The sequence below is a fragment of the Phycicoccus sp. M110.8 genome, from assembly GCF_032464895.1.
Lineage (GTDB): Bacteria > Actinomycetota > Actinomycetes > Actinomycetales > Dermatophilaceae > Pedococcus.
In genome coordinates, this window is record NZ_JAWDIC010000001.1 from 1,087,947 (window position 1) to 1,105,644 (window position 17,698).

The 17,698-nt window shown below is 73.3% G+C and carries 20 protein-coding genes; 14 read left to right on the forward strand and 6 right to left on the reverse strand.

Annotated features, from left to right (window positions below):
• Positions 1 to 24: 24 nt before the first annotated feature.
• The 12 genes from RKE38_RS05050 (at position 25) to RKE38_RS05105 (ending at position 8,532) form a co-directional block, all read left to right on the forward strand.
• Positions 25 to 1,581 carry a dolichyl-phosphate-mannose--protein mannosyltransferase gene (locus tag RKE38_RS05050; RefSeq protein ID WP_316006352.1) on the forward strand — a complete coding sequence of 519 codons (1,557 nt, stop codon included), beginning with the start codon at positions 25 to 27 and terminating at the stop codon, positions 1,579 to 1,581.
• Positions 1,582 to 1,591: 10 nt separating this feature from the next.
• Positions 1,592 to 1,852, forward strand: coding sequence for a hypothetical protein (locus RKE38_RS05055; RefSeq protein ID WP_316006353.1), 261 nt, complete (start codon positions 1,592 to 1,594; stop codon positions 1,850 to 1,852).
• A 129-nt stretch (positions 1,853 to 1,981) separates the two neighbouring features.
• Positions 1,982 to 3,061: a sigma-70 family RNA polymerase sigma factor gene (locus tag RKE38_RS05060; RefSeq protein WP_316006354.1), complete on the forward strand. Its 1,080-nt coding sequence runs from the start codon at positions 1,982 to 1,984 to the stop codon at positions 3,059 to 3,061.
• A 2-nt stretch (positions 3,062 to 3,063) separates the two neighbouring features.
• Positions 3,064 to 3,981, forward strand: coding sequence for an STAS domain-containing protein (locus RKE38_RS05065; protein WP_316006355.1), 918 nt, complete (start codon positions 3,064 to 3,066; stop codon positions 3,979 to 3,981).
• The gene (locus RKE38_RS05070; RefSeq protein ID WP_316006356.1) at positions 3,978 to 4,382 is read left to right on the forward strand and encodes an STAS domain-containing protein; all 405 of its coding nucleotides are present in this window, start codon (positions 3,978 to 3,980) and stop codon (positions 4,380 to 4,382) included. The genes RKE38_RS05065 and RKE38_RS05070 overlap by 4 nt, the downstream gene beginning before the upstream one ends.
• 4 nt (positions 4,383 to 4,386) lie before the next feature.
• Entirely contained in the window at positions 4,387 to 4,731 is a 345-nt protein-coding gene (locus RKE38_RS05075; RefSeq protein ID WP_316006357.1) for a phosphatase RsbU N-terminal domain-containing protein, read from the forward strand.
• A 149-nt stretch (positions 4,732 to 4,880) separates the two neighbouring features.
• The gene (locus RKE38_RS05080) at positions 4,881 to 5,414 is read left to right on the forward strand and encodes an ABC transporter substrate-binding protein (protein ID WP_316006358.1); all 534 of its coding nucleotides are present in this window, start codon (positions 4,881 to 4,883) and stop codon (positions 5,412 to 5,414) included.
• A 176-nt stretch (positions 5,415 to 5,590) separates the two neighbouring features.
• Positions 5,591 to 5,752 (forward strand): hypothetical protein, encoded by a 162-nt coding sequence (locus RKE38_RS05085; protein WP_316006359.1) that lies wholly within the window; start codon positions 5,591 to 5,593, stop codon positions 5,750 to 5,752.
• Positions 5,753 to 6,289: 537 nt separating this feature from the next.
• Positions 6,290 to 6,415: a hypothetical protein gene (locus RKE38_RS05090; RefSeq protein ID WP_316006360.1), complete on the forward strand. Its 126-nt coding sequence runs from the start codon at positions 6,290 to 6,292 to the stop codon at positions 6,413 to 6,415.
• Complete coding sequence (locus RKE38_RS05095; protein WP_316006361.1) at positions 6,415 to 7,044, forward strand: DedA family protein; 630 nt, start codon at positions 6,415 to 6,417, stop codon at positions 7,042 to 7,044. Before RKE38_RS05090 ends, RKE38_RS05095 begins: the two co-directional genes overlap by 1 nt.
• Positions 7,041 to 7,799: a phosphatase PAP2 family protein gene (locus RKE38_RS05100; RefSeq protein ID WP_316006362.1), complete on the forward strand. Its 759-nt coding sequence runs from the start codon at positions 7,041 to 7,043 to the stop codon at positions 7,797 to 7,799. The genes RKE38_RS05095 and RKE38_RS05100 overlap by 4 nt, the downstream gene beginning before the upstream one ends.
• A gap of 79 nt (positions 7,800 to 7,878) precedes the next feature.
• Complete coding sequence (locus tag RKE38_RS05105) at positions 7,879 to 8,532, forward strand: HdeD family acid-resistance protein (protein WP_316006363.1); 654 nt, start codon at positions 7,879 to 7,881, stop codon at positions 8,530 to 8,532.
• Here RKE38_RS05105 and RKE38_RS05110 read toward each other — a convergent pair.
• Both RKE38_RS05110 and RKE38_RS05115 read right to left on the reverse strand, forming a co-directional pair.
• Positions 8,529 to 10,052, reverse strand: a complete 1,524-nt coding sequence (locus tag RKE38_RS05110; RefSeq protein WP_316006364.1) for a CYTH and CHAD domain-containing protein — start codon at positions 10,050 to 10,052, stop codon at positions 8,529 to 8,531. The two genes, RKE38_RS05105 and RKE38_RS05110, sit on opposite strands and share 4 nt — an antisense overlap.
• A 186-nt stretch (positions 10,053 to 10,238) precedes the next feature.
• The gene (locus RKE38_RS05115; RefSeq protein ID WP_316006365.1) at positions 10,239 to 11,807 is read right to left on the reverse strand and encodes an alkaline phosphatase PhoX; all 1,569 of its coding nucleotides are present in this window, start codon (positions 11,805 to 11,807) and stop codon (positions 10,239 to 10,241) included.
• Positions 11,808 to 12,054: 247 nt separating this feature from the next.
• Between RKE38_RS05115 and RKE38_RS05120 the strand changes: the two genes are divergently transcribed.
• Together RKE38_RS05120 and RKE38_RS05125 are read left to right on the forward strand one after the other, a co-directional pair.
• The gene (locus RKE38_RS05120; protein ID WP_316006366.1) at positions 12,055 to 12,819 is read left to right on the forward strand and encodes a CHRD domain-containing protein; all 765 of its coding nucleotides are present in this window, start codon (positions 12,055 to 12,057) and stop codon (positions 12,817 to 12,819) included.
• Positions 12,820 to 12,855: 36 nt separating this feature from the next.
• Positions 12,856 to 13,578 carry a class F sortase gene (locus tag RKE38_RS05125; RefSeq protein ID WP_316006367.1) on the forward strand — a complete coding sequence of 241 codons (723 nt, stop codon included), beginning with the start codon at positions 12,856 to 12,858 and terminating at the stop codon, positions 13,576 to 13,578.
• A 48-nt stretch (positions 13,579 to 13,626) separates the two neighbouring features.
• Here RKE38_RS05125 and RKE38_RS05130 read toward each other — a convergent pair whose 3' ends face one another.
• From RKE38_RS05130 to RKE38_RS05145, 4 genes are read right to left on the reverse strand one after another with little or no spacing between them, the layout of a single operon-like run.
• A complete protein-coding gene (locus tag RKE38_RS05130; protein ID WP_316006368.1) occupies positions 13,627 to 14,604 on the reverse strand; it encodes an ornithine cyclodeaminase family protein in 978 nt (325 codons plus the stop codon).
• Positions 14,601 to 15,881 (reverse strand): kynureninase, encoded by a 1,281-nt coding sequence (kynU, locus tag RKE38_RS05135; protein WP_316006369.1) that lies wholly within the window; start codon positions 15,879 to 15,881, stop codon positions 14,601 to 14,603. Before kynU ends, RKE38_RS05130 begins: the two co-directional genes overlap by 4 nt.
• An 8-nt stretch (positions 15,882 to 15,889) precedes the next feature.
• The gene (locus RKE38_RS05140) at positions 15,890 to 16,702 is read right to left on the reverse strand and encodes an amino acid ABC transporter ATP-binding protein (RefSeq protein WP_316007600.1); all 813 of its coding nucleotides are present in this window, start codon (positions 16,700 to 16,702) and stop codon (positions 15,890 to 15,892) included.
• Between the two features lie 5 nt (positions 16,703 to 16,707).
• Positions 16,708 to 17,655, reverse strand: a complete 948-nt coding sequence (locus RKE38_RS05145) for an amino acid ABC transporter permease (RefSeq protein ID WP_316006370.1) — start codon at positions 17,653 to 17,655, stop codon at positions 16,708 to 16,710.
• Positions 17,656 to 17,698: the final 43 nt, after the last annotated feature.

The window sequence follows — 17,698 nt, forward strand, 5'->3', positions numbered from 1 at the left end:
GACCCGTTGCATACGATGACGCGCATGACCCGGGTGGACCAGCTGCGATCCCGCCTGCTCGGGTTCCGGCCCACCGACACCCTCTGGGGGTGGCTCGGGCCGCTGTTCTTCGCCGTCGTGGGTGGCATCCTGCGGTTCTGGTCGCTCGACCGGCCGCACCAGCTGGTCTTCGACGAGACGTACTACGTGAAGCAGGGCGTCTCGATGCTGGAGTACGGCGTCGAGATGCGCGTGCCCGACACGATCAAGAAGCCGGACGAGCTCTTCACCAACGGCACGCCCGACGTCTTCGGCACCCAGGGCGACCTCGTCGTCCACCCGCCCGTCGGCAAGTGGATCATCGCCGTGGGCGAACAGCTGTTCGGCCAGACCTCCTCGTGGGGCTGGCGGTTCTCGGTCTGCGTGCTGGGGACGCTGTCGATCCTCATGGTCGGGCGCGCGGCGCGACGGCTGTTCGGGTCCTCGCTGCTGGGCACGATCGCGGCGTTCCTCGTGGCCTTCGAGGGCCACCACTTCGTGCAGTCGCGCACCGGGCTGCTCGACCTCATCGTCATGTTCTGGGCGCTGGCGGCGTTCTGCGCGCTGCTCATCGACCGCGACCGCTCCCGGGCGATCCTCGCCGAGAAGGTCGCGGGCATGTCGGTGCGCGAGCTGGCGACCGGTCAGGGGCCGTGGCTCGGCTGGCGGCCGTGGCGCTGGGTGGCCGGCATCAGCCTGGGCCTGTGCGCCGGCACCAAGTGGTCCGGGCTGTTCTTCCTCGTCGCCTTCGGCCTGATGACGGTGTTCTGGGACCTGGGGGCCCGGCGGGCCGCCGGGGTGCGGCACTGGTTCGCGGGCGCGGTCGTGCGCGACGGCCTGTACGCCGCGGTCGTGATGTGCGGTTCCGCGGTGGCGACCTACCTCGTGTCCTGGGTCGGCTGGTTCCGCTCCTCGGGCGGCTACGACCGGCAGTGGGCCGTGCAGAACCCGGGCCAGGGCGTGCAGTGGATGCCGCCGGCGCTGCGCTCGCTGTGGCAGTACCACCAGGAGATCTACACCTTCCACGTCAACCTGCACGACAACCACCCGTACAAGACCAACCCGTGGTCGTGGGTCGTCCAGGGCCGGCCGACGTCCTTCTTCTACGAGGGGCCGAAGCAGGGGCAGGACGGGTGCGCGGTCGCCCAGTGCAGCAAGGCGATCACGTCCATCGGGACCGTGTCGGTGTGGTGGCTGGGCGCGGTCGCCATCGTGGTCCTGCTCTTCTACTGGCTGTTCCACCGCGACTGGCGGGCGGGCGCGATCCTCGCGGGCCTGGCCGGTGGCTACCTGCCGTGGTTCGGCCTCGAGGAGCGGACCATCTACTCCTTCTACACGGTCGCGTTCGAGCCGTGGATCATCTTCGGGGTCGTCTTCGTCCTCGGCCTCGTCCTGGGCAGGCGCACCGACTCGTGGCGGCGGCGGGAGGTCGGCCTCTACCTCGTGGGTGCCTACTGCCTGCTGACCTTGGCGCTGTTCGCGTTCTTCTGGCCGATCTACACCGCGCAGGTCATCCCGCAGAGCCAGTGGTCGCTGCGCATGTGGTTCCCGAGCTGGGTCTGACCGGGCTGCCGTGACGCGCTTCGAGTTCGCCCCCGGGAGCGCGCCGATGATGCTCGAGGACGAGGACGTCGCGCGGCTCGACGCCGCCAACGCGACGCTGCGGGCCGTCCTGCGCGAGGTGCGCGACACGATGGCCGGTGTGCCGCCAGAGCAGGTGTATGCCGCGCTGCGGGCCGGCATCGCGGCCCGCGAGGCCGAGGGCTTCGTCGTCGACGAGCGCAGCCTTCGCGCCGACGCGGAGGCGATCAGCGAGGGCACCCTCTTCGGCTGACGCCGACGGGCGCGCCCGGCCCACCGCACCCCGGCATCCGGCCCCGGTGGACCGACTCGGAGCCTTCCCGGGGGCGAAACCGCAGGTCAGCGGGGGTGCGAATTCCGCGCAGGGGCGTAGGGTCGCGACGTGGCCACGGCCGAGGCGGCACCACCGCCGCAGGACGAGGGAGGCGCGGGCGACGTCGCGGGCCTCATCCCGATGGTGCGCCGAATCGTCCGGGCCAGGGTCGGCGCCCACCCGCAGGCGGACGACCTCGTCCAGGAGGTCCTCGTCCGCGTGCTGGCCGCCGAGGACCGGATCGAGCCGGGGATGCTCGAGCCCTACGCCATCGCCACCGCACGCAACGTCGTCGCGTCGATGTGGCGCCAGGACGACCGGGCCGCCCGCAACCGGCACCGCGTGCACGACCCCACCGAGCCCGACGCCCCCGACGAGCTGGTCGTCGCCTCCGAGGAGCAGGAGGCCGTCAACGTCGCGCTGGAGCGGCTCACCGCGCGCGAGCGCCAGGTGCTGCTCGCCCACGAGGTCTCCGGCCAGGACACGCACAGCCTGGCCGAGGAGTCCGGCTCGACCGCGGGCGCGGTGGCCGCGCAGCTCAAGCGGACCAGGGCGCGGCTGCGGGTCGAGTACCTCCTGGCGCTCGAGCACACCGAGCCGCCGACCGAGCAGTGCCGCCCCGTCCTGCTCTCGCTGTCGGGGGCGGACCGTCGCCGGCAGCGCGAGGTCGACGCGGCACGGCACCTGCTCGAGTGCGAGCTGTGCGCCCGGCTCAGCCAGCCCCTGCTCGGGCGGGGACCGGCCCGCGACGACGAGGTGCGCGTGCCCATCGGGGCCGACCCCGACGTCGTCGCGGCACGCCAGGCGGCCCGTGAGCTCGCCGCACGGGCCGGCTTCACCGGGTCCGACCTCACCGTCCTGGCGACGGCGGTCTCGGAGATCGCCCGCAACATCGTCCGGTTCACCGACGGCGGCGAGATCGTCGTCGAGCTGCTCGACTCGCCCCGGCGCGGCATCCGGGTCGTGGCGCGCGACACCGGTCCGGGCATCAGCGACGTCGAGCAGGCCCTGGCCGACGGCTACAGCACCTACGACGGCCTCGGCCTGGGGCTGCCGGGGGCCCGCAGGCTGATGGACGAGTTCAGCATCGCCAGCGAGCCGGGGCGTGGCACGACCGTGAGCATGACCAAGTGGTTCGAGAGAGGATGACGATGGACACCGAGAGGGACACCGGGCGCGACCGGCGCGACGAGGACCGGCAGGTCGGCGACGGCGAGCACGGGGACGGCACGCAGCTGCTGCCCCAGCTCGTGGCGCACCTGCGCGAGCACCGGGCGAAGCTGCGCGACGAGTGGGCGTCCCGGATCCGCGAGGCCCACCTCCTCGAGGCGATGACCCCGCAGGAGATGGCGGCCGAGACCACGTCGGTCTACGACAACTACGTCGAGGTGCTCGAGACGGGAAGCGTGGAGGCCCTGCAGCACTACGCGCGTGACCTGTCCGAGCGGATCATCCCCCGGGGCGTGGAGACGCACGAGGTCGTCGGAATCGTGCTGCTCCTGCGCGACGTGCTGGCCCGGTCGCTGTTCGAGAAGTACCAGCGCGACTTCGGGCTCCTGAACTCGGTCCTCGACGCGTACGAGCCGGCCGCGAACCGCATCGCCAACACGGTGGCGGTGAGCTTCGTGGAGGAGCGTGAGCGCGTCATCCGGCAGCAGCAGGACGCGATCCGCGAGCTGTCGACCCCGGTGCTCCCGGTCCGCGAGCGCCTGCTGATCCTGCCCATCATCGGGGTCCTGGACCAGCAGCGGGCCCGCCAGCTCACCGAGCAGCTGCTCGCCGGCATACGCACGCACCGCGCCAAGGTCGTCGTCATCGACATCACCGGCGCCCCGGACGTCGACCACACCGTGGCGAACCACCTCGTGCAGACGGTCGACGCGTCACGGCTCATGGGCGCGAGCGTCATCATCACGGGACTGTCGCCGACGATCGCGCAGACGCTCGTGACGCTCGGCGTGGACCTCAGCAAGATGAACACCATCGGTGACCTGCAAGGAGGGCTCGAGGAGGCAGAGCGGCTGCTCGGGTACTCCGTGACGCGGAAGGACGTGACAACGGGCTCGTGAGCTCCGGACCGGCACTCGTCTCGATCCTGCGACAGGGACACACCCTGGTCGCGTCGATCCACACTGCCCTGGACGACACCGAGATGCTCCGGTTCCGGTCCGACCTCATCGCCGCGATCGGGGAGCACCGGTCCCGCGGCGTCATCATCGACGTGGCCGCCCTGGACGTGCTCGACAGCTTCGGCGCCCGGACCCTGCGCACCATCGCGGAGATGGCGCGCCTGCGAGGCGCGGTCACCGTCATCGTCGGGATCCAGCCGGACGTGGCGTTCGCCATGGTCCAGCTCGGCATGGGCACGGGGAACGTCCCGACGGCCCTCGACCTCGAGGAGGGCCTGGCCTACCTGGCCGAGGCCACCGGGCGTCCCGTGCCCACCGCCGTGCGCGACGACGGGGCGTGAGCGCGTGTATGCCGAGTCGCTGGCCCGCGACTACCGCGCCGCGTTCCTGCGGTACCTGCCGCGCCGCAGCGAGGCGGCGCTCGCAGCCGGGTACGAGCTCGGGCACCGGGCGGTCGAGGACGGGGTCAGCGTGCTCGACCTGGCCCACGTCCACCACGACGTGCTCACCGAGGTGCTCGAGCAGTCCCCCGGCGGGGAGGTCCGCAGCATCGCCACGGCCGCGTCGGAGTTCCTCCTCGAGGTGCTGGCCACGGTGGACCTGGTGCAGCGGGCCCGCACGGGCGGCGCACCTCCCGGCCAGCCTGCCGAGCACGCCGACGGCCCGGACGCCGATCCCCCCGGCGCATGACGCGGGCCGGGCGCGTCGATTTCCGAGGCGCCCACTGGTGCGGAGCCTGACCCGCGCCGGGACCTCCGCGTCACGTCACGGCTGCCGCGGACTCATCACCCTCGTACGGCCCACACGATGGGCTTCCCAGCACGAGGAGTGAGACCCGCATGATGCTACGAACCAAGCTCGTCGGAACCAGCACCGCCGTCGTCCTCGCCGGGGCGTTGGGCCTCGTCCCCGCCGCCACCGCGAACGCCGCCCCCGCACCGCAGGCCGCCTCCGCAGCCGTCCCGGCGGCGACCACGCTCCCGGTGACAGGCACCCTCGCCGACGGCACGGCCTTCACCGGCCAGCTGAGCAACCTGTCGACCAGCGTCGTCAACGGCGTCCTCATGATGAGCGGCACCATCACGGGCACCGGCATCCCGGCAGGGGGCACCACCTTCACCGCACCGGTGCAGAACCTGGCGACCACGAACGGGTGCTCGATCCTGACGCTCGACCTCGGGGCCATCCACCTCGACCTGCTCGGCCTGGTCGTCGACCTCGCGCCGGTGAACCTCGACGTCACCGCGGTCCCGGGTGCCGGCAACCTCCTGGGCAACCTGCTGTGCGCCGTGGCGGGGCTGCTGGACAACAACGGCCCCCTCACCGGGATCTCCGCCCTGCTGAACCGCCTCCTCACGGGCCTGGGCCTCTGAGGTAGGCCGCGGATGCGCCACGGTCCGCTGTTGCCGGGGGGCCGGCGGACCGTGGCCCCGGGCCGGGCAGGCGCCGCCATCCCCTCACCGCGGCGCCTGTCCTCGGCCACCCTGCTGCCACCGCTGGTTCCGCCCTGGCCGCCCCGCTCTGCTCCTTCCACCCTGGTGCGTGCCCGATGATCTTCGTGACCCTGACGCTCCCGTTGGGAGCCCTCCTGCTCATGCACGCCCTGCAGCTCCTGGAGACCTGGGCCCTCCACGAGGCGCCACGCTCGAACGCCGGCCCCCTGGCGACCGCCAGGTCGACCGGCGAGGGAGCCGACCTGCGCCATGGCTGACCCCACGCCCGGCCGCCCGGACGTCGCGGACCCACGTCCACCACTCCCCCACGACCCGCCACCGCCTCCCGGCTGGGTCGACCCCCTCGCGGAGGACAGCGTCCTGTCCGACCTGACGCGGGCCGACGAGACCACCCGGCCGGGGTCGGACGGCGCCGCCGCGGGTGGTTCCACGGCGGCGCCGCGGGCCACGACCCCGTAGACCGATCGAGGATTCGCGCAGGCCGCAGACCTCGGCCGCGGCCCCCGGCAGGCATCGGCCCGGGGGGAGGGAGGAACCTGGCCGAGGGCCGCGACCCCCGGTCCCTGCCCAGCGGTCCAGGAGCTCAAACATCCAGGTCACCCACCCCGCGGGCCTGGGTCGACGGACGTGCGACGTCGTCCCGACCGCCCCAGAATGGGAGGAACGACCGTTCCGGTCGTGACCGCGTCCGGGGTGCCGCAGAAGAGGCCCGACGGAGGATGGCAGCACACCGGCCGCGGCTGATGACACGGCTTCGTCCGACCGCGCGGGCAGGCTCCTCCAGGAGGTCCCACGTGAACGAACTGCCCCCGCCGGCCGTCCCGGCGCCCTCGCCGGCCCCCGGTGCCGCGCCCTCGCCGCCCCCCGGCGCCGCGACCGCGCAGGGCACGCCGCTGGCCCCGTCGGACCGGGTGGGCTGATGGGCAGCTTCGTCCACCACATCCTGGACGCCCCGACGTGGGTGGTCCTGGCGATCGCCGCTGCGGTGGTGTTCGCCGAGGACGCGCTGTTCGTCGGGTTCGTGCTGCCCGGTGAGACCGCCGCGGTGCTGGCCGGCGTCGCCGCCCGCCTGGGCCACGCGCCGCTCGCCGCCGTGGTGGTGACGGTGGTGCTGGCAGCCATCGTGGGCGACAGCGTCGGCTACGAGGTGGGTCGGCAGGTCGGGCCGCGCATCCTGCGCTGGTCGGTGCTCGACAAGCGACGCCAGCGGCTCGACGACGCCCAGGACTTCCTCGCCCGCCGCGGTGGCTCGGCCGTCTTCCTGGGCCGCTGGGTGGCGTTCTTCCGTGCCGTCATGCCCGCCCTCGCCGGCACCGCCCGTATGCCGTACCGCCGGTTCCTCCTCTTCAACGCCGCCGGTGGGCTCGCCTGGGGGGTCGCGGTGGTCGTGGCGGGGTACCTCGCCGGCGCGTCGTACGCCAAGGTCGAGTCGACCATGGGCAACGACGGCGCCCTCGTCGTGCTGGCGCTCGCGCTCGCGGCATACGCGGTGCACCTGGTGCGCAAGCGCCGCAGCGAGTCCCGGCAGGAGCCCGGGGAGCCGGCATGAGGAACGCCGTGGCGACGTCGGGCACCGGGCGCGGCAGCGGCGCTGACGAGGTCGACCGGCAGCTGGCACTGCGCGCGGCGACAGCAGGGCTCTCCGTCGCGGTCGGCTCGCTGCCGGTCCTGCTCCTGCTGCTGTGGGTCGAGACGAAGTGGTCGCCACTGCTGGAGCTGGACGACGGGGCACGCGACGGGCTGCACCGCTTCGCCCTCGGGCACCCGGCGTTCACGTCCGTCATGGAGGCCGTGAGCGCCGTCGCCGGCGGACTCGGCTGGCAGGTCGTCTCTGTCGTGCTCGTCGTGTGGCTGCTGTGGCGGCGCCGCGTGCGGGTCGCCGTGTTCGTCCTCGTCGCCAACGCCGGGTCCTCACTGCTCAACACGGCCCTCAAGGACGTCGTCCACCGCCACCGGCCAGTGGTCGCGCACCCCTTCATCCACCCGCCGGGGCAGAGCTTCCCCAGCGGCCACGCGCAGGCAGCCGCGACCGGCTTCACCGTGCTGCTGTTCGTGCTGTGGCCTCACCTGCGCGCCGGCTGGCAGCGCCGGGCGGCAGTCGTGGTGGCGGTCGGGGCGACCCTGCTCATCGGCTTCTCCCGCGTCGCGCTGGCGGCCCACTTCGTCTCCGACGTCGTGGCCGGGTATGCCGTGGGGGTCACCTGGACCCTCGTCCTCGCCGCCGCCTTCCACGTCTGGCGACCGCCGGCGGCACGCGCGCACAGCGCTCCCCGTTCGCGAGGCGTTTCCCGACAAGGGGATTGACGGCGTCGACCGGACACGCGCACGCTACTCGTGCGGCGACGAGGGACGCCGGTCACCGTGCTGCAGCGAAGGGGCCGCCATGTCCGAGTCCTCACCGTCCTCCCTGCCCGGGTCGTCCGAGGCGCCGCCCGGCCTGGTCCCCGGGCTGACACCCGAGCTGCGCCGACGGCTCGGCTGGGCCGGGGTGGTCGTCGGCGTGTGCAGCGTCGTCCTGGGGGTCGCGGCCATCGCCTGGCCGGGGGTGACCTTGGTCGTCGTGGCGGTGCTCTTCGGGGCCCAGCTGCTCGTCACCGGGATCCGGCGGATCCTGCTGGGGGTGGCGGCGCCGGGGCTGGAGACGTGGGTGCGGGCCCTGCTCGTGGTCCTCGGGGTGATGGTGACGATCGCGGGGCTCATCTGCATGCGCAACCCGTTCACCTCCCTGGCCGTCATCGTGGTGCTCGTGAGCGTGAGCTGGCTGCTCGACGGTGCCGGGGACCTCGTCAGCGCCTTCTCCGGCGGGCGGGAGCCGGGCCAGCGGGCGCTGCTCGCCGTGGGCGGGGTGCTCTCGGTCGTCGGGGCGCTGGTCATCCTGTTCTGGCCCGCCCTGGCGCTGCTCACGCTCACCCGGGTCGGGGGCTGGATCCTCGTGATCCTCGGCGTGGCGCAGGTGGCCACCGCAGCCCGCGCGGTGCGCAGCGGCCACGCCGCGCCGCCCGCGACCGCGGCCACCCCACCGGCCGCGCCCGCCTAGTCGCGCGTCACCCAGGACTCCGCGACGCGCGGTCGCGGCACCTGCGCCCAGGCCTGTCGGAACCGGGCCTGGGAGTCGGCGGCCGCGAGACGCTCCAGCCCGTGCAGCAGTCCGAAGGTGAAGCCGTTCTCGCCCTCGAGGAACGCCTGGGCCCCGAGCCGGCGCAGCACCTCCCGCGCCATGACCGAGTCCTGGTGCCGGCCCAGCTCCTCCTGCACCCGCTTGGCGCGCCGCACCAGCTTCCCGGCGCGGGCCGAGCCGGCGGGGCGAGCCAGCTCCGCCGCGTACCGGAGCCGCTTGGCCTTCTTGCGGGCCTCGTGCAGGGCGGCGTCGCGCTGGTCCGCAGCGGCACGGTCCACCGCCCGCACGGCCCGCCGCAGCCTGCGCGCGTCCCGGCGCACGAGGACCGGCAGGACGCGGCGGGGCGCGCCCTCGGCGGCGGGTGACAGCGGCACGTCCGCGACGAGGTCGTCGAGGCGGTCCAGCAGGCGGTAGTACCGCTCGGAGCGCAGGGCGAGGCGGGCCGCAGCCAGGGCGTCCCGCTCCTGCCTGCGCAGCTCGACGTCGAGACGACGGCGGACCGGACCCAGGACGAGGTCCGGCGGGAGGGTGTCGAGGGAGGCGCGGAGGCGTTCGCGCAGGACCTGGGCGTCGCGCACCGGGCCCAGGACCTGGCCGAACCACCGCAGCTCCTCGCGGAGGTCGTCCAGCGCCACCGCGAGGACCGGCTCGCACGTCGTCAGGGCTGCGCGGATGCGCCGCGCCGCGATGCGCAGCCGGTGCACGGCAGCGGGGTCGCCGGCACGCAGGGCGGCGTCCTGCTGGTGGAGCACCGAGACCTGGTCGGCCAGCCTGCCCCGGACGACGTCGCGTGCCGTTCGTGGCCGTTTCGTCGTGGGGGGACCGAGGTCGGCGGACAGACCCAGCGCACGGTGGACCTTGGAGAAGTCCTCGGACCGCCGGGCCCCGGCGCCGCGCAGGTGGGGGTGCACGGACTTCAGGACCTGCTTGGGCTGCAGGGCGTCCTCGGCGACCTCGAGCTCCCACTCGCGCCAGGTGGTGCGTCCGCCCCCGCCGTGGGCGGAGTCGGCCGTCACCCGGTCGTCGCAGAGCGTGGCCACCACGCCCAGGTCCGTGACGAGCGCGTACTCGGTGCGGTGCGTGGTGACCGTCGCGACGGGCGCGAGGGCGCGGTCGCGGACGATGGCGCGCACCTCGTCGACGACCGCCGACGGGACCGACCGGACCGCCCGTCCGAGCGGGTGCCTCAGCTCGGTCCGGTCTCCCTGCGCCCGGGGCACCTTGACGTGCCACCCCGCGTCCTCGCCGCCGGTGCGCCGTCGCAGCGTGACACCCCGCCGGAGCAGGTCGAGGTCGGGGGTGTCGAAGTAGACCGCCTCCAGCCGCACCTCGACCGGACCTGTCCACCGGGTCCCTGCCGGCGCCCCGTCCACCGGGACGGCGGTCTCGTCGTCGACGACGTACTTCCGCTCGACCTCCCGGTGCCTGCTGCCGTCCATGGCTCATGGTCTCGCCGTCCGCGGCGGCACGCCACGCCGGCTGGGTGCCGGCACGGCATACGCGGTGGGTGCCGGCACGGCACACGCGGTGGGGTCGGCCGGCACGGCACACGCGTCGACGAGCCGGGACGAGCGCGGCCCCGACCCCATCGGGGTCGAGGCCGCGCCGCTGGGACGGTCGGGCGGTCAGCGCCGCTCGGCGCCGCCCGTCACCTCCCAGGTGACGTTGTCGCCGTGCTGCTGGGTCCAGAAGACCCGCCACGTGCCGTCGAAGGGGTGCGGCAGCTTCGCGCCGAGCAGGCCACCGACGCCGGGGTCGCCGTCGGAGACGTGGATGCCGGTGATCTCGTTGTCGCCGTCGTTGTAGCCGGGCGAGGTGGTCGCGTCGTACAGGGCGGAGGCGTCACGGCCCTCGGCCAGCCAGCGGGTCATGCGAGCACCCTTCTTGTCGCCCTGCGCCGCACGCCGCAGGTCGATGCGGTACCCGGAGTCCAGCGCGTTCCGCTGCTGGTGCATCCCGTCGCCGGCGTCCTCGACGACGAGGAGGTCGTCACGGCCGGCGAACGCGATGTTGTCCAGGCCGCTGTGCGCCTTGTCGCCGACCGCCACGATGGACACCCGGCCGGTGTCGGCCGACGGCGAGGACTGGGCGATGCGGAAGACGCCGCCGTTGGCACCGGGCAGGGTGCTGCTGGTGCTCGTGTCGCCCGTCTCGGTGAAGTAGAACTCGCCGAAGCCGGTGCCGGGACGGAAGACGCCGTTCTCGGGTCGCTTGAACGGCGTGGCGTCGGCGGCCGCGGCCGACGCGGTGGCGTCGAAGGCAGCGGTGCCACTGTGGACGTCGACCCACTTCGTGGCGAACGAGCGGCGCGGGTCGTGCAGGGCCACGATGTCGCTCGACGCGGGGTCGGCGGCGAGCTGCGCGGCAGTGATCGGCGAGCCGTCGTGGCGCTGCACCTGCAGCGCCTGCAGGGTGCCGCCGGCGGTCAGGTCGGCCTTGTCGGTCGGCACGAAGCGGTAGACGAAGCTGTTGGGCTTCTTGCCGCCGGACACCGACGCGCCGCCGATGTCCTCCACCAGCCAGACGTTGCCGGCCGAGTCGTTCTGGATGCCCTCGTAGCCGCCGGACCCGAGCGCCGGGAGCCCGACGGCCTTGCCGGTCACGGGGTTGCCGCTGTCGTCGAGGGACAGGGCCCAGACACCGCCGTGGGGCGCCTTGGCCTCGGCCGTGAGCATGAGCTGGCGCGTGAACGGGTTCCAGGTGATGCCGTCGAAGGTGGGCAGCGTGCCGCCGGACGTGTCGCTGTCGCTCATGAGCGCGACCCGCTTGGCCGGGTCGGCCTGGTCGAGGTCGATCCGGGTGACGTAGCCGCGCGGGCCGCCCTCGTGGCCCTGGTACAGGTAGTGGTGACCGGCGAAGGTCAGGTAGACGTTCTTGTCGGGCTCGGTCTTGAACGCCTCCTTCTGGTCCTGCGTGAGCGGGCCGCCGTTCGCCGTGTCGTAGCCGTAGTGGGTGATCCCGGCCGCGGTGTCCGCGTTGGTCAGCCCGAGGGCGCCCCACGCGACCGGCGTGGTGCGGAGCCCGGGGGCCAGGACGTTGTTCTGCACGCCGACTCGCGCGTTGGGCGCGGGCACGTCGCCGCCGACCCAGGTCGACGACTCGGCCGTGGCCGAGCCGGACCCGAGCGCGAGGACGGCGCCGACGATGGCGGTGCCCGCGACCGCGGCGGTGGATGCCTTGGTGATGGTCTTCATGAAGTCCTCCGGTTTTCTGGGCCCCGGAAGGGGCGACGAGAGGACCCAACCGAGCCCCCGCGACGTCCGGGTGACGTCGAGGCGAACTCCCGGCGAAGGGCTGCGGAGCGGTTCCACCGGAGCGGCTCCGCGCGGATGGTTTCGCGGCGCATCCAATCCGCTTCCGAGGGGGTGAACGAACACCCCTGCGTCAGCACCACATTCGACGCGCGGTCGTGGACGGCCGCATCCGACAAAGGAGTCCTGCATGCGCACCACCTCCAAGCTGGCCGGCATCGCGTTCGGCGCGGCCGCCCTCGTCCCCTTCCTCGGCGCCGGCGTCGCCCACGCGGCCGACGGCACCACCACGGCCACCCTGCGCCCGGTCGCGCTCAACGGCGTCCAGGGCAGCGGCACCGCCATGGTCACCGTCACCGGCACCCGGATCGACGTCACCATGCGCGCCAACGGCCTGCTGCCGGACAACCCGCACGCGGCGCACATCCACTTCGGCGCGGACGCCCGGCACGAGTGCCCGACCGCGAGCGACGACAAGGACGGCAACGGCCACCTCAACACCACCGAGGGCGGCCCGGCATACGGACCCGTCGTGGTGTCCCTGACCAAGACCGGTGACACGTCGCCCAAGAGCACGCTGGCGGTCGACCGCTACGACACCGCGCCCGGCGGCAACCTCAGCTACGAGCGCGGCTCGATCAACGTCTCCCCCGACGTCGCGCAGGCGATCGTCGACGGCAAGGCGGTCGTGGTCGTCCACGGTGTCGACTACAACAAGGACGGCAAGTACGACGGCACCGCCAAGAGCGACCTCGACCCCAGCCTGCCGACCGAGGCCACCGACCCGGCCATCTGCGGCACCCTGCTGGCCGCGCCGGCCGGCGGCATGCAGACCGGCGGCGGCGGCACCTCCGGGTCGACCGGCGACGAGCTGATGCTGCTCGGTGGTGGGCTCCTGATCGCCGCGGCGGGCACCGGCACCCTCGCCGCCCGCAAGGTCCGCAACCGGGCCTGACGTCCCCCGCCTGACGTCCCTCGCCTGATGTCACTCATGCGCAGGATCGGTGACCACCACGGCCGCACGGCCGTGGTGGTCACCGCGCTGCTCGCACTCGCCGGCGGTGCGCTGGTCCTGCGGGGGCTGACCGCCCCTGGCCCGCCGCCGCAACCCAGCCGAGCCGCCGCCGTGGCGTCCACCGCCACGTCCCCGGCGAGCACTCCCTCGACGAGCACCGCCTCGGCGGACCCCAGCACCAGGGCCACGGCAGCGGACACCGGTGGCGCGGCCTCGGTGCAGGACGGCTCTCTCGGGCCGATCCTGCGCCCCAGCCCGCCGGTGGCGCTGTCGATCCCCTCCATCGGGGTCCGGACTCGCGGCATCGTCGACCTCCACCGCGACTCCCGCGGGGAGCTCGAGGCGCCTACGGACTTCGACCGCGCCGGCTGGTATGCCGATGGCCCCACCCCGGGCGAGTTCGGGCCCTCGGTCATCGGCGCCCACGTCGACAGCAAGGCCGGGCCTGCCGTGTTCTACCGGCTGGGATCCCTGCAGAAGGGCGCGACCGTGGTCGTGACCCGCAAGGACGGCAGCACCGCCCGGTTCGTCGTCGACAAGGTGGCCCGCTACGCCAAGAAGGACTTCCCCACTGCCGTCGTCTACGGCGACACCAAGGGCCGCGCCGAGCTCCGGCTCATCACCTGCGGCGGGGCCTTCGACCAGAGCACCGGCCACTACGTGGACAACATCGTCGCGTTCGCCCACCTGGTCGCCTGAGGGCGCAGCCACCGCCGTCGGGAGGCGTCGGGCGACAGCAGCCGGCCCTCAGGCCCACACCAGCTCGGTGCCGACACCCTCGGCACGGGCGCGGTCGATCACGAGCCGGGCGGTGACGAGGTCCTGCAGGCCCAGGCCGACGGAGTCGAACAGCGTGATGTCGCCCGGGGACCGCCGTCCCGGCGCCGTGCCCGTGACCACCTCGCCGAGCTCGGTGCTGCAGTGGTCCGCGCTGACGGCGCCCTCGGCGATCGGGATCAGCACGTCGCCCGACTCCTCCAGCGCCACCGCGCGACTGTCCACGACCACCCGGCTCCGGCGGATGCCCTCGGTGTCGACCTCACGGTGGTCGGGTCGCGGCGGCGCACCCACGACGTTGACGTGCTGGCCGGGGTGGAACCACGCGCCACGCACGTGCGCGTCCCGGGACGGGGTGAGCGTGCACACGATGTCCGCCTCCCTGACCACCTGCTCCTCGCCGGCGCACACCTCCACCTGTACACCCTCGGCGCGCAGCTCGCGGGCCAGCCCCTCGGCACGTGCCCGCGTGCGGGACCACACGAGGACCCGCTCGATGGGTCGCACCTCCCGGATCGCCCGGACGTGGGCGAGGGCCAGCCCACCGGCGCCGACCACACCGAGGGTCCGGGCGCCGGGCAGGGAGAGGTGACGGGTCGCCACCGCCGACGCGGCCGCAGTCCGTATGCGCGTGATGGCGCCCCCGTCGAGGATCGCCTCGTGGTGGCCGCGCTCGCCGTCGACGACGACGATCAGCGACTGCTGCACGGGCAGGCCCTTCGCCCGGTTGGCCGGGGTGTCGGTCATGACCTTGACGGCGGCACTGACCGGGGAGGCTGCCACCATCGGCACGAGCAGGGCCTGGCCGCCGGGCACCGCGACCGTCTCGCGCGACGGGTGGACGGCACGACCGGCGGACAGGTCGGCGTGCCCCTGCTCGACGGCGTCGATGACCTCGGCCATGACCAGCAGCGGGAGGATGTCGTCCCGGGTCAGCAGCAGCGTCACGTGACCGCCTCGCGCTCCCGCAGCCCACCGAGCGCGGACCCCGCGGCCTCCCACGACCCCGAGTCCAGGACCTCCGCCAGGGCGTCGACCGCGTCCCACACGTCGACGTGGCGCAGGTACAGCGGGGTGAGGCCGAAGCGCATGAGCTCGGGCTCCCGGTAGTCGCCGACGACCCCGCGAGCGGCGAGGGCTCGCACCACGGCATACGCGTGCGGGTGCCGGAAGCTCACGTGGCTGCCGCGCCGTCTGTGGTCGCGGGGGGTCACGAGGGTCAGGGGGTGCCTCCCGCACCGCTGCTCGACGAGCGAGATGAACAGGTCGCCCAGCGCGAGGGACTTGGCGCGCACGTGTCCCGGGTCAGCCCGCAGGTGCGCGTCGAGGCCCGTCTCGACCAGGCTCAGGCTGGCGATCGGCTGCGTGCCGCACAGGAAGCGTCCGATCCCGCCGGCCGGCTCGTATGCCGGTTCCATCGCGAACGGGCGCGCGTGCCCCCACCACCCCGACAGGGGCTGGGTGAACCGGTCCTGGTGGCGGTGTGCCACCCAGATGAACGCCGGAGCGCCCGGGCCTGCGTTGAGGTACTTGTACGTGCAGCCCACGGCCATGTCGGCCCCGGACCGGCTCAGCGAGAGCGGGACGGCACCGGCGGAGTGGGAGAGGTCCCAGACCATCAGCGCACCGGCGGCGTGCACCGCACGCGTGACGGACTCGAGGTCGAGCAGCCGTCCGGACCGGTAGCTCACGTGGCTGAGCGTGACGACGGCCACCGTGTCGTCGAGCGCCCCGGCCAGGTCTCGGGCGGCGTCGTCGACGAGCCGCAGCGTCCAGCCCCGGTCGAGGAGGTCGGCCAGGCCCTGGGCGACGTAGAGGTCCGTCGGGAAGTTGTCCCGTTCGGAGACGATGACGCGCCGTCCGGGCCTGTCCTCCTCCTGGATGCGCACCGCGGCGGCCAGGGCCTTGAAGAGGTTGACGGACGTGCTGTCCGTGACGACCGTCGTGCCCTCCCCTGCGTCGAGCAGCCGGCCCACCTGCTCACCGAGGCGACGCGGGGGGTCGAACCAGCCCGCGGTGTTCCAGCTCCGCACGAGCCCGTCGCCCCACTCGCCGGTCACGACCTCACGGGCTCGCTGCACCGCAGCCCGCGGCAGGACGCCGAGGGAGTTCCCGTTGAGGTAGACGAGCCCGTCGGGGACCGCGAACTCGTCCCGGAAGCCGCGCAGCGGGTCCTCGGCGTCGAGCGCGGCACACGCCGCCCGCGTCACGGCCACGCTCCCCATCCCGGCCGTCACCTGACCCGTCGCAGGAAGTCGACGGTGCGCTGGTGCCGGGGGTGGTCGAGCACCTCGAGCGCCGGGCCGTCCTCGACGACGCGGCCCTGGTCCATGAAGACCACGCGGTCGGCGACCTCCCGGGCGAAGGCGATCTCGTGCGTGACGACGACCATCGTCATCCCCTCCTGCGCCACCTGCTTCATCACGGAGAGGACCTCACCCACGAGCTCGGGGTCGAGGGCGCTGGTGGGCTCGTCGAACATCATGAGCTGGGGCTCCATGGCCAGGGCGCGGGCGATCGCGACCCGCTGCTGCTGCCCACCCGACAGCTGCGAGGGGTACGCCCCGGCCTTGTCGAGCATTCCGACCTTGCGCAGCAGCTCCTCCGCGCGCCGGGTGCTCTCGGCCCGGCCGTGCCGCAGGATGCGGACCGGCCCGTAGGTGACGTTCTGCAGCACCGTCATGTGCCCGAACAGGTTGAAGTGCTGGAAGACCATGCCGATCCGCTGGCGCGCCCTGGCCACGTCCCGCTCGCGCTGCTCGTACAGCTCCTGGCCACGCAGCTCGTAGCCGACCCGGGCGCCGCCGACCTCCACGACGCCGCCGTCGACGGGGTCGAGGTGGTTGATGCACCGCAGGAGCGTGCTCTTGCCGGACCCCGAGGGCCCGAGGACACAGACGATCTCGCCGGCGCGGACCTCGAGGGACACGCCACGCAGGACGTGGTTCTCGCCCAGCCACTTGTGCACGCCGTCCACCCGCAGCATCGTCGCCGCCGGGGTCGTCCGCTGGGTCGGCGTGGGCTCGGTCGGCGTGGGCTCGGTCATGGTGCTCACGGTGTGCCTCCTTGCTGGGCACCGGCGCGCAGGACGGGAAGGAACCGGCGCGGGTGGCGTGCACCCCGCACGGTCGCAGCCCGACGGCCGCGTTGCGATGCGTTGAAGTGCCGCTCGAGGAAGTGCTGGCCGATGCTGGCGACGGTGACCAGCAGCAGGTACCACAGGGTCGCCACGACGAGCAGCGGCAGGATCTTGAAGTTCTGCCCGTAGATGAGCTGGGTCTTGGTGAGCAGGTCGCTGCCACCGATCACCGAGACGAGCGAGCTGGCCTTGAGCATCCCGATGAACTGGTTGCCGGTCGGCGGGATGATCACGCGGATGCTCTGGGGAAGGACGATCCGACGCAGCGCCTGGCCGCGGGTGAGCCCGAGGCTGACACCGGCGTCGGTCTGACCCGGCGGCACGGACAGCATGCCGCCCCGGATGATCTCGGCCATGTAGCCCGACTCCGCGAGGGACAGCGCGCACAGGCCGGCGGTGAAGCCCGAGATCAGGGTGTTGGTGTCCCGCCCCAGGATCGTCGGGAAGAGGACGGCGAGGTTGTACCAGAGGAGCACCTGCACGAGCATCGGCACGCCACGGAAGAACCAGACGTAGAGGCGGCCGAGCAGGGCCGCGACGCGGTTCTCGCTCTGCGTCATCAGCGCCACGACGAAGGCGAGCGCGATCGAGATCAGCATGCTGAGCACCGACAGCTGCAGGGTGACGCCCACCCCGCGCAGGATCGTGGGGTGGAACATGAACTGGCCGGTCACCGACCAGTCCATGTTCGGGTTGCTGCGTTGGGAGTCGACGAGCAGGGCCAGCACGACGACGGTCACGGCTGCCGTGGCGACCTGCCCGTAGCGCCGTCGCTTGCGCGCCCTCACGGGGACGGCTGCCCCCGGGTCATCGAGGGGAGCCCCCGGGTCGGTGAGGGGAAGTGCGCTCGAGGATGCCACCGCGTCCTTCTCTCTGGCGGTCTGCAGGTCGCTACCCATGACG

Bases quoted from the DNA above. Each gene is read 5' to 3' on its own strand.
- RKE38_RS05105 (WP_316006363.1), top strand. From the start codon at position 7,879: ATGTCCGAGTCCTCACCGTCCTCCCTGCCCGGGTCGTCCGAGGCGCCG.
- RKE38_RS05080 (WP_316006358.1), top strand. From the start codon at position 4,881: ATGATGCTACGAACCAAGCTCGTCGGAACCAGCACCGCCGTCGTCCTC.
- RKE38_RS05050 (WP_316006352.1), top strand. From the start codon at position 25: ATGACCCGGGTGGACCAGCTGCGATCCCGCCTGCTCGGGTTCCGGCCC.
- RKE38_RS05095 (WP_316006361.1), top strand. From the start codon at position 6,415: ATGGGCAGCTTCGTCCACCACATCCTGGACGCCCCGACGTGGGTGGTC.
- RKE38_RS05125 (WP_316006367.1), top strand. From the start codon at position 12,856: ATGCGCAGGATCGGTGACCACCACGGCCGCACGGCCGTGGTGGTCACC.
- RKE38_RS05085 (WP_316006359.1), top strand. From the start codon at position 5,591: ATGATCTTCGTGACCCTGACGCTCCCGTTGGGAGCCCTCCTGCTCATG.
- RKE38_RS05115 (WP_316006365.1), bottom strand. From the start codon at position 11,807: ATGAAGACCATCACCAAGGCATCCACCGCCGCGGTCGCGGGCACCGCC.
- RKE38_RS05100 (WP_316006362.1), top strand. From the start codon at position 7,041: ATGAGGAACGCCGTGGCGACGTCGGGCACCGGGCGCGGCAGCGGCGCT.
- RKE38_RS05065 (WP_316006355.1), top strand. From the start codon at position 3,064: ATGGACACCGAGAGGGACACCGGGCGCGACCGGCGCGACGAGGACCGG.
- RKE38_RS05110 (WP_316006364.1), bottom strand. From the start codon at position 10,052: ATGGACGGCAGCAGGCACCGGGAGGTCGAGCGGAAGTACGTCGTCGAC.
- RKE38_RS05120 (WP_316006366.1), top strand. From the start codon at position 12,055: ATGCGCACCACCTCCAAGCTGGCCGGCATCGCGTTCGGCGCGGCCGCC.
- RKE38_RS05140 (WP_316007600.1), bottom strand. From the start codon at position 16,702: ATGACCGAGCCCACGCCGACCGAGCCCACGCCGACCCAGCGGACGACC.
- kynU (WP_316006369.1), bottom strand. From the start codon at position 15,881: ATGGGGAGCGTGGCCGTGACGCGGGCGGCGTGTGCCGCGCTCGACGCC.